The organism is Pseudomonas sp. ML96 (genome assembly GCF_000761545.1).
Taxonomy (GTDB): domain Bacteria; phylum Pseudomonadota; class Gammaproteobacteria; order Pseudomonadales; family Pseudomonadaceae; genus Aquipseudomonas.
On record NZ_JPMY01000020.1, the window covers coordinates 1 to 16,032 of the forward strand.

Here is a 16,032-nt window from a genome sequence, read left to right on the forward strand (position 1 = left end):
CTCCGCGCAAAAACTGGCTCCGTCGCGGTCGCGGCGAAACGTCAACAGACCCTAAGCGGGGTCGAGCTGACCTTTCAGCCGATCGCGGAAGCTCTGGATCAACGGTTCGCGCGCGCGCCCACGGCGCAGGGCCAGGCTGAACGGCGCCTGGTAGCCGAAGGTGGTCGGCAGCAGCACCTTGAGCCGGCGCTGGTCGACCCAGCTCTGCGCGTAATGCTCCGGCAGGTAGCCGATATAGGCGCCGGACAGCACCAGGATCAGCTGCGCCTCCATCGACTCCACCGTCGCCGCACTGTGCTTGAAGCCATGCCGGGCCAGCTCGTTCTGGCTCCAGTAGCCACGCCCGACCATGCGCTGCTGGGTGATCACCTCGGCGGGAATCCTGCGCTGCTCGAACAACGGATGGCGGTCGCTGCAGTACAGCCAGTGCTGCTCGCGGTGCAACGCCTGGTAGGTGAGGCCGCTCATGCGCGTGGAGAAGGCGCCGATGGCCAGGTCCAGGCGGTTCTCCTGCACCGCCAGCTGCAGCTCGTGGGGACTGAGCACCGACAGGTGCAGGTGCACGGCCGGATGCTCGTCGCTGTAGGCGCCGATCACCTCGGCCAGCGGCAGCGCCGGGTCGCTCACCGTGGAATCCAGCACACCGAGGTTGAGGGTGCCGCGCAGCTCGCCCTTGAGCGCCGCCGAGTAGCGCTCGAAGCCTTCCAGTTCGGCCAGCAGGCGCAGGCATTCCTGATGGAACAGTTCGCCCTTGCTGGTCAGGCTGAAACCGCCACGGCCGCGATGGCAGAGCACCAGGCCGAGCTGGGTCTCCAGCTGGCTCATGTAGGTGCTGATCGCCGAGGTCGACAAGTTGAGCTCCTGCTGGGCGGCGGCGAAGCCCTGGTAGCGCACCACCGTGGCGAAGATGCGCAACAGCTTGAGATCGGGCAGGGCGAGGGTCATGGGGGCAGTCTCCGGTGAGCGGGACAAGGCTGCCATTAGTTTAGAAATTTCTGAACTGATTATTTCGCCATAGAGATTCTTCCTGCGACCCTTCGCCGCAAGAATCCACCGCAAGCCTTGGCCAGGGGCAGCGCTCTCCTGGCCGCTCATAACCACAACACCGTGAGGCCACCCCGTGGACAAGATCCTCCACCAGCCCCTGGGCGGCAACGAAATGCCCCGCTTCGGCGGCATCGCCACCATGCTCCGCCTGCCGCATATCCAGACCCCGGAAGAACTCGACAAGCTCGATGCTGCCTTCGTCGGCGTGCCGCTCGACATCGGCACCTCGCTGCGTTCCGGTACCCGCTTCGGCCCACGCGAGATCCGCGCCGAGTCGGTGATGATCCGCCCGTACAACATGGCCACCGGTGCCGCGCCGTTCGACTCGCTGAACGTGGCCGATATCGGCGACGTGGCGATCAACACCTTCAACCTGCTGGAAGCCGTGCGCATCATCGAGGAGTCCTACGACAAGATTCTCGGCCACGGCATCCTGCCGCTGACCCTGGGTGGCGACCACACCATCACCCTGCCGATCCTGCGTGCGATCAAGAAGAAGCACGGCAAGGTCGGCCTGGTCCACATCGACGCCCACGCCGATGTGAACGACCACATGTTTGGCGAGAAGATCGCCCACGGCACCACCTTCCGCCGCGCCGTGGAAGAAGACCTGCTCGACTGCGACCGCGTGGTGCAGATCGGCCTGCGTGCCCAGGGCTATACCGCCGAGGACTTCAACTGGAGCCGCAAGCAGGGCTTCCGCGTGGTGCAGGCCGAGGAGTGCTGGCACAAGTCGCTGGCGCCGCTGATGGCCGAAGTACGCGAGAAGGTCGGCGGCGGCCCGGTGTACCTGTCGTTCGACATCGACGGCATCGACCCGGCCTGGGCGCCCGGCACCGGCACCCCGGAGATCGGCGGCCTGACCACCATCCAGGCGATGGAGATCATCCGCGGCTGCCAGGGCCTGGATATCATCGGCTGCGACCTGGTCGAGGTCTCGCCGCCCTACGACACCACCGGCAACACCTCGCTGCTGGGCGCCAACCTGCTCTACGAGATGCTCTGCATCCTGCCGGGAGTGCAGCGCCGATGAATGCCGAACAGCAAGTGCTGCAGGCCGCCCGCACGCTGGTCGAGGCCTTCGCCAGTAACGACACCGAGGGCTATTTCGCCGCTTTCAGCACCGATGCCACTTTCGTCTTCCACACCACCACGCTGCCGCTGATTGGCCGCGCGGCGTACCGTGCCCTGTGGGACGACTGGCAGCGCGACGGCTTCCGCGTGCTGGCCTGCGCCTCGAGTAATCCGGTCGTCAGCCTGCAGGGCGAACTGGCAATTTTCATTCACGATGTCGCCACGCGCCTGCAGGTGGGCGGCGAGGTCGTGGAGAGCCTGGAACGGGAGACCATCGTCTTCCGCCAACAACAAGAACAGGGCCGTTGGCTGGCCTGCCACGAGCACTTATCGGCCATGCCGGAGCAGCTGCCGACCACCTGATGGGCATCCCGGGAGAGACCAATGGATAACAACAACAAGCCACGCGCAATCACACAGATAGAAACCTTCGGGGTCGAACAGATTCCCGCCCACGAGCGCCACGCCAAGCCGCTGGACCTGTTCCGCCTGATCTTCGGCGGCGCCAATACTTTCTCCACCGCCGTACTGGGCAGCTTCCCGGTGATCTTCGGCCTGTCCTTCGAGGCCGGCGCCTGGGCCATCCTGCTCGGTGTGCTGGTCGGCTCGCTGATCCTCGCGCCGATGGGCCTGTTCGGTGCCCTCAACGGCACCAACAACGCGGTCTCCTCCGGCGCCCACTTCGGCGTGCACGGACGTATCGTCGGCTCGTTCCTCTCGCTGCTCACCGCCATCGCCTTCTTCTCGCTGTCGGTGTGGAGCTCGGGCGACGCCCTGGTCGGCGGCGCCAAGCGCCTGTTCGGCCTGCCGGAAACCGACCTGACCCTGGGCCTGGCCTACGGCCTGTTCGCCGTGCTGGTACTGGTGGTGTGCATCTACGGCTTCCGCTTCATGCTGTGGGTCAACAAGATCGCCGTGCTGGCCGCCAGCCTGCTGTTCCTGCTCGGTGCCGCGGCCTTCTTCGGCCCGTTCGACGCCAGCTATGCCGGCAGCGTGCAGCTCGACCAGCCGGGCTTCTGGGCCTCGTTCATCGGCGCCGCCCTGCTGGCCATGAGCAACCCGGTATCGTTCGGCGCCTTCCTCGGCGACTGGTCGCGCTACATCCCGCGCGAAACCTCGCAGAAGCGCATCATGCTGGCGGTGATCTGCGCCCAGCTGGGCACCCTGATCCCGTTCTTCTTCGGCCTGATCACCGCGACCATCGTCGCCGTGAAGGCGCCGGACTACATCGCCAACTACAACTACGTCGGCGGCCTGCTGGCCGTGTCGCCCACCTGGTTCTTCCTGCCGGTGTGCCTGATCGCGGTGATCGGCGGCATGTCCACCGGTACCACCGCGCTGTATGGCACCGGCCTGGACATGTCCAGCGTGATGCCGCGCCTGCTCAGCCGCGTGCAGGCCACCCTGCTGATCGGGGTGATGTCGATCGCCTTCATCTTCATCGGCCGCTTCGCCTTCAACCTGGTGCAGAGCGTGTCGACCTTCGCCGTGCTGATCATCACCTGCACCAGCCCGTGGATGGTCATCATGCTGCTCGGCCTGCTGGTGCGCCGCGGCTTCTACCACGCCGATGACCTGCAGGTATTCACCCGCGGCCAGCGTGGTGGCGCCTACTGGTTCGAGGGCGGCTGGAACTGGCGCGGCATGGGCGCCTGGCTGCCGAGCGCAGCCATCGGCCTGGCCTTCGTCAACCTGCCGGGGCAGTTCGTCGGCCCGCTGGGCAATCTGGCCGGCGGCATCGACATCAGCCTGCCGGTGACCCTGGGCATCGCTGCGGTGCTGTACCTCACCTTGCTGCTGCTGTTCCCCGAGCCGCCGTGCGTCTACGGCCCGCAGGGCCCGCGCTGGGTGCGCAGCCACCGTACCCGCCGCGCGCCGGGCATCAGCGGCAACGTCGCCTGAGCCCCACGCAAACAAAAAGACCCGGCCTAGGCCGGGTCTTTTGCATTACGCGACAGCGTCAGGCCTTGAGGGTCTTCACGCCTTCGCTAGTGCCGAGCAGCAGCAGGTCGGCCGGGCGCGCAGCGAACAGGCCGTTGGTGACCACGCCGACGATGGCGTTGATGTCCGCCTCCAGCTGCACCGGGTCGGTGATGCTCATGTTGTGCACGTCGAGAATGATGTTGCCGTTGTCGGTGACCACACCCTCGCGATAGACCGGGTCGCCGCCCAGCTTCACCAGCTGGCGTGCTACATGGCTGCGGGCCATGGGAATCACCTCGACCGGCAGCGGGAAGGCGCCGAGCACCGGCACCAGCTTGCTGCCGTCGGCGATGCAGACGAAGGTCTTGGCCACGGCCGCGACGATCTTCTCGCGGGTCAGGGCCGCGCCGCCGCCCTTGATCAGATTGAGGTGCTCGTCGCTCTCGTCGGCGCCGTCGATGTAAAACTCCAGGCCGTCCACCGCATTCAGGTCGTAGACCGGGATGCCGTGGCCCTTGAGGCGCGCGGCGGTGGCTTCGGAGCTGGCCACTGCGCCGTCGAAGGCCATCTTGTGCTGAGCCAGGGCGTCGATGAAGAAATTGGCGGTGGAGCCAGTGCCGACGCCGATCACGCTCTTGCTGTCGAGGTGGGGAAGAATATGGTCGACGGCGGCCTGGGCCACCGCCTGCTTGAGCTGATCCTGGGTCATGACGCTTCTGCCGGGCTGGAAAACCGCGATTATAGCCGCCCCGGCAGGCTCGCCGCAGCGCCGATCAGCCGCCACCCAGCGCCGCACCGGCGAGCAGCGCCAGATTCAGCCAGGCATCACCGCTGCCCTGCTCCACACAGCAAGGCGGCGGCGCGCTCTGGCTGGCCTGGGGCGCCAGCGTCGCCGGCAGGCCCACACGTTGGCGCACCGCGGCCTCGTCGAGCACGCTGCCGTCGTCGAAGACGATCTTCTCGACCACGAAGGCCCGGTCGAGGAAGTAGTTGCCGATGACGATGCGCTGCTCGGTGTACAGCTCGATGATCAGGTCGCCACCGGCCACGCCGTTCATATGCACACCCGCCGCACCGCCGACATCGCCACGGATCTGCAGGGTGTCGAGGTTGCTCGGCGTGGGGTCGTAGTCGTAGATCTGATGGTCGCCGAAGTCGACCACCGACTCGACCTGGTAGTAGTCGTTGCCCGGCCCGCCGTAGAGGCGATTCCAGTGATTGTCGCCGAGGAACATCGGCTTGCTGCTACCGCCGTTGAGCACGTCGCCATGACGGCTGCCGATCAGCAGGTCGTTGCCGCCACGACCCAGCAGGTAGGTCGGCCGGTCCGCCGCCGACAGGCGATTGGCCTGCTCGTTGCCGGTCAGGCGGATCAAGTCGCCGGTATAGGTCGGCGGGTTGTCGGCGCTGCGGCCGACGGGCATGGTCGGGTCGATATGGAAGTTGCGCAGGACCTGCTCGTCGGTGATCACCGTGTTGCCGAAGCGGAAGATCTCGATGCGGAACGCCGGGTCGAGGAAGAAGTATTTAACCGTCACCACGCCCGGCTCGCCGCTCAGGCCGATCAGCAGATCGTCGCCGCGGCGCTCGAAGGGCCCGAATTCCTCCAGGCTCTCGCTGATGATCAGGGTGTCGAGGTTGACGTTGACCCAGGACGGGCTGGGGTCGAAGTCGAGAATCTCGTCGCGCCCGGCGGCGGCCAGGTCGTAGGTGTAGTAGTCGCTGCCGAGCCCGCCGTACAGGCGGTTATGCCCGGCGCCGCCGACCAGAGCATCGGAGCCGGCGCTGTCGATCAGGATGTCGTCGCCGGCACCGCCGACCAGGCGGCTGGGCTCGGCGGGCGCGACCAGCAGGTCATTGGCGGAAGTACCGGGCACGGTGACGCGAGAGGGAACGGCCATGGCGAGTCCTCATGAAGTGGGTGTGGGAGCGGCACGCCACTGCACAAGGGGCCTGAGCTGACTGACTGACACCTGCGGCAAAAGATTCCCGCCGCCGGTCGGCTCGCCAGCGCAGCCGCGCGGGTGGCCGCGCGCGGTGCGGGCGGAGTAGACTCCCCTCTCCCTCCTTCTCTGCGCCGTGATACCCGTGATGCTCGAACAGTACATGAAGAAGATCCTCACCTCGCGCGTCTACGACGTCGCGGTGGAAACCCCGCTGCAACCCGCCCGCCAGCTCACCGAGCGGCTGGGCAATCAGATTCTGCTCAAGCGCGAGGATCTGCAGCCGGTGTACTCGTTCAAGATTCGCGGCGCCTACAACAAGCTGGCCCAGCTGACCGCCGAGGAACTGGAGCGCGGCGTGGTCACCGCCTCCGCCGGCAACCATGCCCAGGGCCTGGCCCTGGCCGCCAAGCATCTGGGCGTAAAGGCGACCATCGTCATGCCGCGCACCACGCCGGAGCTGAAGGTACAGGGCGTACGCTCACGCGGCGGCAAGGTGGTGCTGCATGGTGACGCCTTCCCCGAGGCGCTGGCGCATTCGCTCAAGCTGGTGGAAGAGAAGGGCTACACCTACATCCACCCCTACGACGATCCGCTGGTGATCGCCGGCCAGGGCACCGTGGCCATGGAAATCCTGCGCCAGCAGCCGGGCCAGCTGGACGCCATCTTCGTCCCGGTCGGCGGCGGCGGCCTGATCTCCGGCATCGCTGCCTACGTGAAGTACCTGCGCCCGGACATCCGCGTGATCGGCGTCGAGCCGGACGATTCCAACTGCCTGCAGGCCGCCATGGCCGCCGGCGAGCGCGTGGTGCTGCCGCAGGTCGGGCTGTTCGCCGACGGCGTGGCCGTGGCGCAGATCGGCCAGCACTGCTTCGACGTGTGCAAGGATCACGTCGACGAGGTGATCACCGTCAGCACCGACGAGATCTGCGCGGCGATCAAGGACATCTACGACGACACCCGCTCGATCACCGAGCCGGCCGGCGCGCTGGCCGTGGCCGGGATCAAGAAGTACGTGGAGCGCGAGGGCCTGCAGGGCAAGGTGCTGGTCGGCATCGACTCGGGCGCCAACATCAACTTCGACCGCCTGCGCCACGTGGCCGAGCGCGCCGAGCTGGGCGAGAAGCGCGAGGCGATCATCGCCGTGACCATCCCCGAGCGCCCGGGCAGCTTCAAGGCCTTCTGCGAAGCGATCGGCAAGCGCCAGATCACCGAGTTCAACTACCGCTATCACACCGACCGTGAGGCGCACATCTTCGTCGGCGTGCAGACCCACCCGGAGAACGACCCGCGCCAGGCGCTGGTGGAAAACCTGCGCGAGCAGGGCTTCCCGGTGCTCGACCTGACCGACAACGAGCTGGCCAAGCTGCACATCCGCCACACCGTCGGCGGCCATGCGGCGGCGGTGGCGGACGAGGTGGTGTTCCGCTTCGAGTTCCCCGAGCGCCCGGGCGCACTGTTCAACTTCCTCAACCGCCTGGGCGGGCGCTGGAACATCACCATGTTCCACTACCGCAACCACGGCGCCGCCGACGGCCGCGTGCTGGCCGCGCTGCAGGTGCCGGCGGACGAGCGCAACCAGATTCCGGCCGCGTTCGACGCCATCGGCTATCCCTACTGGGACGAGAGCGACAATCCGGCCTACAAGCTTTTCCTCGGTTAGCAGGCTGTTGAAAGCGTTGCCGAGGCAGTTTGGCCTAGGCAAAAACAGCCGAAAAGCGCAGTTTACGCGCTGTAAATGAGCATTTTGAGACGCCGTGTCTCGGGCTGTTTTTAACAACGGCCAGACAACGCAGGTAGCTTTAAACAACCTGCTAAGGGAACGCTGATGGAACACTACCAACTGCTGAAGTACGCCCACCTGATTCCCGCCGTGCTGATCCTGGCGGGCTTCATCGCCCATACCTTCATGCTGTGGAAGGCGAACAAGTCTGGGGACGCAGCGGTGCTGACCCGCAAGCTGCGCGTCACCCGCCTGTACAGCATGCCGGCCATCGGCCTGGTCACCCTGAGCCTGCCGGTCAGCGGCTGGTGGCTGGTGCACACGGTCGGCCTGTCGCTGGGTGCGACCTGGCTGCTGTTCAGCGCCAAGCTGTTCGGCGTACTGGTGCTGTTCGGCCTGCTCCTGCACAACCGCCTCGGCGCCTGGCAGAAGGCCGTCGCCGCAGGCAACGTGCCGGCCAAGCTGCTGCGCTTCGTGGTCGCCTATACGGCGGTGATGCTGGTTCTGCTGCTGGCGATCTTCGCCCTGATGGGGGCCAAGCCGGCCTGATGCCCGTTCCCCAGCGCGAGCAGCAGCCATGAGCCTGTACCTGCTGCTCAAGACCCTGCACGTCCTCTCCTCCACCCTGCTGTTCGGCACCGGCCTGGGCTCGGCGTACTACGCCCTGCGCGCCTGGCGCAGCGGGCGTGTGGAAGTGATCGCCACCACCTTCCGCCACCTGGTCACCGCCGACTGGCTGTTCATCGCCACCACGGCAGTATTCCAGCCGCTCAGCGGCCTGGGCCTGGCCCGGCTCGGCGGCTGGCCGTTGAACCAGGCGTGGCTGTTGTGGAGTGTCGGACTGTTCGTCTTCGCCGGGCTGTGCTGGCTGCCAGTGCTGTGGCTGCAGATGCGCGTGCGCGACATGGCCACCGACGCGCTGAATAGCGGCGGCGCGCTGCCCGAGCGCGCCGAGCGCTACATGCGTATCTGGTTCGTGCTGGGCTGGCCGGCCTTCATCGCCTTTATCGCCATCTTCTGGCTGATGGTGGCCAAGCCGCTGTGACTCCGGGGCACAGAGCCTGTTTACGATCTTCTGGATTAGAGCCAGGCAAGGCAAAAACGGCCGAGGAAGCGCAGTTTACGAGCGGTAAATGAGCATTCCGAGGCCGTTTTTAACGCAGTCTGGCCGACAGCCAGGAGTCGTGGACAGGCTCTCAGCGCAGGCTGAGCACCGGCCAGCCTCGCTCGATGGCAGTGACACGCAGAGTGTCGTCCGGGTCGACCGCCACCGGCTTGGCCACAGCCTCCAGCAGCGGCAGGTCGTTGCGCGAGTCGCTGTAGAAGTAGGCGCCGTCCAGGCTCAGGCCGCTCTCGGCCAGCCACTCGTTCAGACGCACCACCTTGCCGGCCTGGTAGCACGGCACACCAGCGACGCGGCCGAGGTAGCGGCCATCATCCATTGCGCACTCGGTGGCGATCAGGGTCTCGACACCCAGGCGCGCGGCGATCGGCGCAGTGATGAAGCGGTTGGTGGCGGTGATGATCACCAGCTTGTCGCCGGCCTCGCGGTGCTGCTGTAGCAGCGCCTCGCCCTTGGCCAGGATGATCGGCTCGATCACATCGCGCATGAACTCGGCCTGCCAGCTCGCCAGTTCTTCTGCGCCGGTGCGGCTGAGGATGTCCTGGGTGAAGCTCTGGTAGGCCACCACGTCCAGCTTGCCGGCGCAGTAGTCGGCATAGAAGGCATCGTTGCGCGCGCGGTACTCGACGGCATCGACCCGGCCGGTCTCGCAGAGGAATTCGCCCCAGCTGTGGTCGCTATCGCCGGCCAGCAGGGTGTTGTCGAGGTCGAAGAGGGCAAGGCGCACGTCTGGTACCTGAGTCGCAATGGTCACGAAGGGGCGCCAGAATAGCCGCTTTCGCCGCCCCTGCCCATCGCCGGCGCCCCGCGTTTGCTGCGCCTGCGGGCTTTATGGAACAATGCCGGAACATGCGTTTTCGAGGTGCTGTGCCGTGATCGATTCCGATGGTTTCCGCCCAAATGTCGGCATCATCCTGACCAATGATATCGGCCAGGTGCTATGGGCACGGCGGATCAACCAGGACGCCTGGCAGTTTCCCCAGGGCGGCATCAACCCCAACGAGTCGGCGGAACAGGCGCTGTACCGCGAGTTGAACGAAGAAGTGGGGCTGGAACAGCAGGATGTGAAGATTCTCGCCTGCACCCGGGGCTGGTTGCGCTATCGTCTGCCCCAGCGTCTGGTCCGCACCCACAGCCAGCCGCTGTGCATCGGGCAGAAACAGAAGTGGTTCCTGCTGCGCCTGACCGGCGACGAGAGCCGGGTGCGCATGGACCTGACCGGCAAGCCGGAGTTCGACGGCTGGCGCTGGGTGAGTTATTGGTACCCGCTGAATCAAGTGGTGACGTTCAAGCGCGAGGTCTACCGTCGCGCCCTCAAGGAATTGGCCCCGCGCCTGCTGGCGCGAGACTAAGGAGTTCGATTGCGAGCCATGCTCAACACCCTGCGCAAGATCGTCCAGGAAGTAAACGCCGCCAAGGATCTCCGGGCGGCGCTGACGATCATCGTGCAACGGGTGAAGGAAGCCATGGGCAGTCAGGTCTGCTCGGTCTACCTGCTCGATCCGGAGAGCAACCGCTTCGTGCTGATGGCCACCGACGGCCTCAACAAGCGCTCCATCGGCAAGGTCAGCATGGCCCCCAACGAGGGCCTGGTAGGCCTGGTCGGCACCCGTGAGGAGCCGCTCAACCTCGAATTCGCCTCCGAACACCCGCGTTACATGTACTTCCCCGAGACCGGCGAGGAGCGCTACGCCTCCTTCCTCGGCGCACCGATCATCCACCACCGCCGGGTGATGGGCGTACTGGTGGTGCAGCAGAAGGAGCGCCGCCAGTTCGACGAGGGCGAGGAAGCCTTCCTGGTCACCATGAGTGCCCAGCTCGCCGGGGTTATCGCCCACGCCGAAGCCACCGGCTCGATCCGCGGCCTCGGCAAGCAGGGCAAGGGCATCCAGGAAGCGCGCTTCGTCGGCGTGCCCGGCTCACCCGGTGCGGCCGTCGGTTCCGCCGTGGTGGTGCTGCCGCCGGCCGATCTCAACGTGGTACCGGACAAGAGCGTCGACGACATCGAGGCCGAGCTCGGCCTGTTCGGCAAGGCCCTGGAGTGGGTCCGCGAGGACATGCAGGAGCTGTCCGAGAAGCTTGCCAGCCAACTGCGCAAGGAAGAGCTGGCGCTGTTCGACGTCTACCTGATGATGCTCGACGACAACGCCCTCGGGAACGAGGTGCGCAAGGTCATCAAGACCGGCCAGTGGGCCCAGGGCGCGCTGCGCCAGGTGGTCACCGAGCACGTCTCACGCTTCGAGCTAATGGACGACGCCTACCTGCGTGAACGCGCCAGCGATGTGCGCGACCTCGGCCGCCGCCTGCTCGCCTACCTGCAGGAAGAGCGCAAGCAGAACCTAGTCTACCCGGACAACACCATTCTGGTCAGTGAGGAGCTCTCGCCGGCCATGCTCGGCCAGGTGCCGGAAGGCAAGCTGGTCGGCCTGATCTCGGTACAGGGCTCGGGCAACTCGCACGTCGCCATCCTCGCCCGCGCCATGGGTATTCCCACGGTCATGGGTGTGGTCGACCTGCCCTACTCCAAGGTCGACGGCATCGAGCTGATCGTCGACGGCTACCACGGCGAGGTCTTCACCAACCCCAGCGAGCTGCTGCGCAAGCAGTACGCCGAGGTGGTCGAGGAAGAGCGCCAGCTGGCCCAAGGGCTCGACGCCCTGCGCGAGCTGCCCTGCGAGACGCTGGACGGCCAGCGCATGCCGCTGTGGGTCAACACCGGCCTGCTCGCCGACGTGAAGCGCGCCCAGGAACGCGGCGCCGAAGGCGTCGGCCTGTACCGCACCGAAGTGCCGTTCATGAACGGCGAGCGCTTCCCCAGCGAGAAGGAACAGCTGGCCACCTACCGCGAGCAGCTGGCCGCCTTCCACCCGCTGCCGGTGACCATGCGCACCCTCGACATCGGCGGCGACAAGGCCCTGCCCTACTTCCCGATCAAGGAAGACAACCCCTTCCTCGGCTGGCGCGGCATCCGCATCACCCTCGACCACCCGGAGATCTTCCTGGTCCAGGTGCGCGCCATGCTCAAGGCCAGCGAGGGCCTGAACAACCTGCGCATCCTGCTGCCGATGATCTCCGGCCTGCAGGAGCTGGAAGAGTCGCTGCACCTGATACACCGCGCCTGGGGCGAGGTGCGCGACGAGGGCGTGGACATCCCCATGCCGCCGGTAGGCGTGATGATCGAGATCCCCGCCGCGGTCTACCAGATTCGCGAGATGGCGCGGCAGGTCGACTTCCTCTCGGTCGGCTCGAATGACCTGACGCAATATCTATTGGCGGTGGACCGCAACAACCCGCGCGTCGCCGACCTCTACGACTTCCTCCACCCGGCAGTGCTCACGGCCCTGCGCCTGGTGGTCAACGGCGCCCACGCCGAAGGCAAGCCGGTGAGCATCTGCGGCGAGATGGCGGGCGATCCGGCCATGGCCGTGCTGCTGCTGGCCATGGGCTTCGACAGCCTGTCGATGAACGCCACCAACCTGCCCAAGGTGAAGTGGCTGCTGCGTCAGATCAGCTCGAGCAAGGCCCGTGAGTTGCTCGAACAGCTGATGACCATCGACAACCCGCAGGTCATCCACAGCGCCCTGCACCTGGCCCTGCGCAACCTCGGCCTGGGCCGCGTGATCAACCCGGCGGCGACCATTCAGAGCTGATCGCTACTCGACCTTCAAGCGCCCACGGTAGGCATCCGGAGCGATGCCGTACCAGCGCTTGAACGCGCGATAGAACGGCGACAGCTCGGCAAATCCGCAAGCCCTGGCAACTTCCCGGATGGACTCGCCGTCCTGCAGCAACTCCTGGGCACGCACCTGCTGCACCGCCTCGCGCACCTGGCGCAGGCTGCCGCCCTGGGCGGCCAGGCCACGCTGCAATGCACCGGGCTCCAGCCCCAGCGCGGCAGCGCAGGCCCGCAGCGAGCAGTCCGCACGGCCCAGGCGCACGCCCAGCAGATAGCGCAGGCGGTTGATCAGATCGTTCTCCACCAGCGCCGCCAGTTGCGCCTCGGCGTGCTGCCAGAGCAAGCGGTGCAGCTCGGGGCTGGCATTGCGTGAGGGCCGGCGCAGCTGGGCCGCGGGGAACCACAGGGCGTCGTGGGCACAGGCGAAGTTCGGCTGCAGGCCGAACAGGCGCCGATGCTCGACCAGGCGGCGCGGCCGCGAGTGGCGAAAGTCCACGGCCAGCAGGCGGAACTCATCGTCGCTGATCAGCCACAGCAGCTTGAGAAATAGCAACGTCAGGCATTCCATCTGCTGCCGCAGTGGACCGAAACCACGGTAGTTGAGATCGAGCACCAGGCAGGCGCGCTCGCCCTCGACCTGCAGTTGCGCGGCAAAGCCACCGGCGAGGATGTGCTGGAAACGCAGAAAGCTGTGCAACGCCTGCTCCAGGTCGCGGCTGGCCAGCAGCAGGTAGCCGACCACATCGAGCAGGCGCGGCTTCATCACCTCGCCCAGATGCAGGCCGATGTCGACATCCCCGGTCAGCGGCTCGGAGGCCAGCCAGAACAGCGGCGCCTCGTCATGGCTCAGCCGCCCTTCGCTCGGCGGCGGTACCAGACGGCGATGCTGATTGGCGCCACGGTAGATGGCCGCCGGCTCGTAGCCGAGCTCGGTCAACGCCTCATACAGCAAACGGCGCAGCGTAGCGGACTGGCTCAGTGGCGCGATGTCGGATGGCAGGGTCATGGGCACTCCTAGATTGACCAAAGACTTCCACTCATAGAGTCAACGGTCAATGCCCTGGGTAGTCGCGCTGCGCAGAATGGCCGCACAACAACAAGGAGCGCGTCATGAAACGCAGTCTGACTTTCCTCGCCGTGGCCATTACCGCGGCTGCCGCCGGCAGCGCCTGGTATATCGACAAGCAGTTGCCCGTGCGCGACGGCAACCTGCCGCTGGCCGGCCTGCAGGCCCCCGTCGAAGTGCGCTACGACGAACGCGGCGTGCCGCATATCCAGGCGCAGAACGAGGCCGACATGTACCGCGCCCTGGGCTTCGTCCACGCCCAGGACCGCCTGTTCCAGATGGAAATGCTGCGCCGCCTGGCGCGTGGTGAACTGGCCGAGGTGCTGGGGCCCAAGCTGGTCGAAACCGACCGCCTGTTCCGCACCCTGAGCATCCGCGAGCATGCCGACCGCTACGCCAAGACCCTCGACCGCAATAGCCCCGCGGTCAAGGCGCTGCAGGCCTACCTGGATGGCATCAACCAGTACCAGGATCAGCGCCCGGCGCCGGTGGAGTTCGATCTGCTGGGCATCGAGAAACGCCCCTTCACCCTGGAAGACACCGTTTCCGTGGCCGGCTACATGGCCTACAGCTTCGCCGCCGCCTTCCGCACCGAGCCGGCCATCACCTACGTGCGCGACCATCTGGGCGCCGACTACCTCAAGGTCTTCGACCTCGACTGGCATCCGGACGGGGTGATCCCACCGCTGGCCGCCGGCGACTGGAAGGACCTGACGCGCATCGCCCGGCTCAGCCAGGAAGCCCTGGTCGAGGCCGGCCTGCCGCAGTTCGAGGGCAGCAACGCTTGGGCCGTGGCCGGCAGCCATACCGCCAGTGGCAAACCGCTGCTGGCTGGCGATCCGCACATCCGCTTCGCCGTGCCGGCAGTCTGGTACGAGGCGCAGCTGAGCTATCCGGGCTTCGAGCTGTACGGCCACCACCAGGCGCTCAACCCCTACGCCTCGCTTGGCCACAACTCGCAGTTCGCCTGGAGCCTGACCATGTTCCAGAACGACGATCTCGACCTGATCGCCGAGAAGGTCAATCCGGACAATCCCAACCAGGTATCGATAAACGGCCAGTGGGTCGAGCTGCAGAGCCGCGAGGAGACCATCCAGGTCAAGGGCGGTGAACCGGTCAAGCTGACCCTGCGCCGCTCGCCGCACGGCCCGATCATCAACGACGCCCTCGGCAACAGCGCTGGCAAGACACCGGTCGCCATGTGGTGGGCCTTCCTCCAGACCGAGAACCCGATCCTCGAGGCCTTCTACCAGCTCAACCGCGCCGACAGCCTGGACAAGGCGCGCAGCGCCGTCGCCAAGATCCATTCGCCTGGCCTCAACGTGATCTACGCCAACGCCAGCGGCGACATCGGCTGGTGGGCCGCGGCCAAGCTGCCGCAGCGCCCGGCCGGCGTGAACCCCTACTTCATCCTCGATGGCGCCAACGGCGAGGCGGACAAACCCGCCTTCCTGCCCTTCAGCGCCAACCCGCAGGAAGAGAACCCGGCGCGCGGCTACATCGTCTCGGCCAACTACCAGCCGCTGTCACCCACCGGCGTACCCATCCCCGGCTACTACAACCTGCCGGATCGCGGCATTCGCCTGAACCAGCTGCTCGCCGAGCCGGGCGCCAAGTGGGACACGCAGAACAGCCAGGCCTTGCAGCTCGACACCACCACTGGCTACGGCCAGCGCCTGCTGGCGCCGCTCCTAGGTGACCTGCGCGCGGCTGCGGCCGACGACGGCGAGCACGCCCTGGTCGAGCAACTAGCGGCCTGGCACGGCGACTACCCGCTGCAATCCACCGCCGCCACGCTGTTCAACCAGCTCACCTACGAACTGGCACGCGCGGCGATGCACGACGAACTGGGCGACGCCTTCTTCGACAACCTGCTGCAGACCCGCATCCTCGACGACGCCCTGCCACGCCTGGCCGCCACACCGGCCTCGGCCTGGTGGGACGACCGCAGCAGCGAGGCTGTGGAGAGCCGCGCCGACATCGTCAAGCAGGCCTGGCAGGCCAGCCTCGCCCACCTGCGCCAGACCTTCGGCAACGACAGCAGCCAGTGGCTGTGGAGCAAGGGCCACACGCTGACCCACGAACACCCGCTGGGTGCGCAGAAGCCGCTGAACCTGCTGTTCAACGTCGGCCCGTTCGCCGCACCGGGTGGCCACGAGGTGCCGAACAACCTGTCGCACCGCGTCGGCCCGGCGCCCTGGTCGGTGGTCTACGGCCCCTCGACCCGTCGCCTGATCGACCTGGCCGACGCCAGCAAGGCACTGGGCATCAACCCGGTCGGGCAGAGTGGCGTGCCGTTCGATACGCACTACGCCGACCAGGCCGAGCCCTACATCCGCGGCGAGTACCAGCCGATGCACTTCGCCGAGGGCGATGTACAGGCCCACACCCGCAGCACCCTGCACCTGCAGCCGGCGGACTGAGCGTCCTGAAATGAAAAAGGCCGCCCTAGGGCGG

The 16,032-nt window shown here is 66.7% G+C and carries 14 protein-coding genes; 9 read left to right on the forward strand and 5 right to left on the reverse strand.

Annotation, left to right across the window (positions count from 1 at the left end; translation table 11 throughout):
• Window positions 1–51: 51 nt before the first annotated feature.
• On the reverse strand, window positions 52–945 hold the full coding sequence (locus IP89_RS13050) for a LysR family transcriptional regulator (protein WP_043309984.1): 894 nt from the start codon (window positions 943–945) through the stop codon (window positions 52–54).
• Between the two features lie 175 nt (window positions 946–1,120).
• Here IP89_RS13050 and speB point away from each other — a divergent pair, with 175 nt between their 5' ends.
• The 3 genes from speB to IP89_RS13065 are packed head-to-tail and all read left to right on the forward strand — an operon-like array spanning window position 1,121 to window position 4,023.
• Window positions 1,121–2,080, forward strand: coding sequence for an agmatinase (gene speB / locus IP89_RS13055; protein ID WP_043309985.1), 960 nt, complete (start codon window positions 1,121–1,123; stop codon window positions 2,078–2,080).
• Window positions 2,077–2,484 (forward strand): nuclear transport factor 2 family protein, encoded by a 408-nt coding sequence (locus IP89_RS13060; protein ID WP_043309986.1) that lies wholly within the window; start codon window positions 2,077–2,079, stop codon window positions 2,482–2,484. Before speB ends, IP89_RS13060 begins: the two co-directional genes overlap by 4 nt.
• Window positions 2,485–2,505: 21 nt before the next feature.
• On the forward strand, window positions 2,506–4,023 hold the full coding sequence (locus IP89_RS13065) for a cytosine permease (protein WP_043309987.1): 1,518 nt from the start codon (window positions 2,506–2,508) through the stop codon (window positions 4,021–4,023).
• A 58-nt stretch (window positions 4,024–4,081) separates the two neighbouring features.
• Here the strand turns inward: IP89_RS13065 and rpiA are convergent, their stop codons facing one another.
• Together rpiA and IP89_RS13075 are read right to left on the reverse strand one after the other, a co-directional pair.
• The gene (gene rpiA, locus IP89_RS13070) at window positions 4,082–4,753 is read right to left on the reverse strand and encodes a ribose-5-phosphate isomerase RpiA (RefSeq protein WP_043309988.1); all 672 of its coding nucleotides are present in this window, start codon (window positions 4,751–4,753) and stop codon (window positions 4,082–4,084) included.
• Between the two features lie 64 nt (window positions 4,754–4,817).
• The gene (locus IP89_RS13075; RefSeq protein WP_052081072.1) at window positions 4,818–5,945 is read right to left on the reverse strand and encodes a calcium-binding protein; all 1,128 of its coding nucleotides are present in this window, start codon (window positions 5,943–5,945) and stop codon (window positions 4,818–4,820) included.
• A 190-nt stretch (window positions 5,946–6,135) separates the two neighbouring features.
• Here IP89_RS13075 and ilvA point away from each other — a divergent pair, with 190 nt between their 5' ends.
• From ilvA to IP89_RS13090, 3 genes are all read left to right on the forward strand, one after another.
• The gene (gene ilvA, locus IP89_RS13080; protein WP_043309989.1) at window positions 6,136–7,650 is read left to right on the forward strand and encodes a threonine ammonia-lyase, biosynthetic; all 1,515 of its coding nucleotides are present in this window, start codon (window positions 6,136–6,138) and stop codon (window positions 7,648–7,650) included.
• Between the two features lie 165 nt (window positions 7,651–7,815).
• Window positions 7,816–8,259: a DUF2269 family protein gene (locus IP89_RS13085; protein WP_043309990.1), complete on the forward strand. Its 444-nt coding sequence runs from the start codon at window positions 7,816–7,818 to the stop codon at window positions 8,257–8,259.
• 28 nt (window positions 8,260–8,287) lie between these two features.
• Window positions 8,288–8,755, forward strand: coding sequence for a DUF2269 domain-containing protein (locus tag IP89_RS13090; RefSeq protein WP_043309991.1), 468 nt, complete (start codon window positions 8,288–8,290; stop codon window positions 8,753–8,755).
• Between the two features lie 151 nt (window positions 8,756–8,906).
• Here the strand turns inward: IP89_RS13090 and IP89_RS13095 are convergent, their stop codons facing one another.
• The gene (locus IP89_RS13095; RefSeq protein ID WP_043309992.1) at window positions 8,907–9,560 is read right to left on the reverse strand and encodes an HAD family phosphatase; all 654 of its coding nucleotides are present in this window, start codon (window positions 9,558–9,560) and stop codon (window positions 8,907–8,909) included.
• 145 nt (window positions 9,561–9,705) lie between these two features.
• Between IP89_RS13095 and IP89_RS13100 the strand changes: the two genes are divergently transcribed.
• Entirely contained in the window at window positions 9,706–10,185 is a 480-nt protein-coding gene (locus IP89_RS13100) for an RNA pyrophosphohydrolase (protein WP_043309993.1), read from the forward strand.
• 18 nt (window positions 10,186–10,203) lie between these two features.
• Window positions 10,204–12,483, forward strand: a complete 2,280-nt coding sequence (gene ptsP, locus IP89_RS13105; RefSeq protein WP_043309994.1) for a phosphoenolpyruvate--protein phosphotransferase — start codon at window positions 10,204–10,206, stop codon at window positions 12,481–12,483.
• Between the two features lie 3 nt (window positions 12,484–12,486).
• Here ptsP and IP89_RS13110 read toward each other — a convergent pair whose 3' ends face one another.
• Window positions 12,487–13,515, reverse strand: coding sequence for an AraC family transcriptional regulator (locus IP89_RS13110; RefSeq protein ID WP_043309995.1), 1,029 nt, complete (start codon window positions 13,513–13,515; stop codon window positions 12,487–12,489).
• Window positions 13,516–13,619: 104 nt separating this feature from the next.
• Between IP89_RS13110 and IP89_RS13115 the strand changes: the two genes are divergently transcribed.
• Complete coding sequence (locus IP89_RS13115) at window positions 13,620–15,998, forward strand: penicillin acylase family protein (RefSeq protein WP_043309996.1); 2,379 nt, start codon at window positions 13,620–13,622, stop codon at window positions 15,996–15,998.
• Window positions 15,999–16,032: the final 34 nt, after the last annotated feature.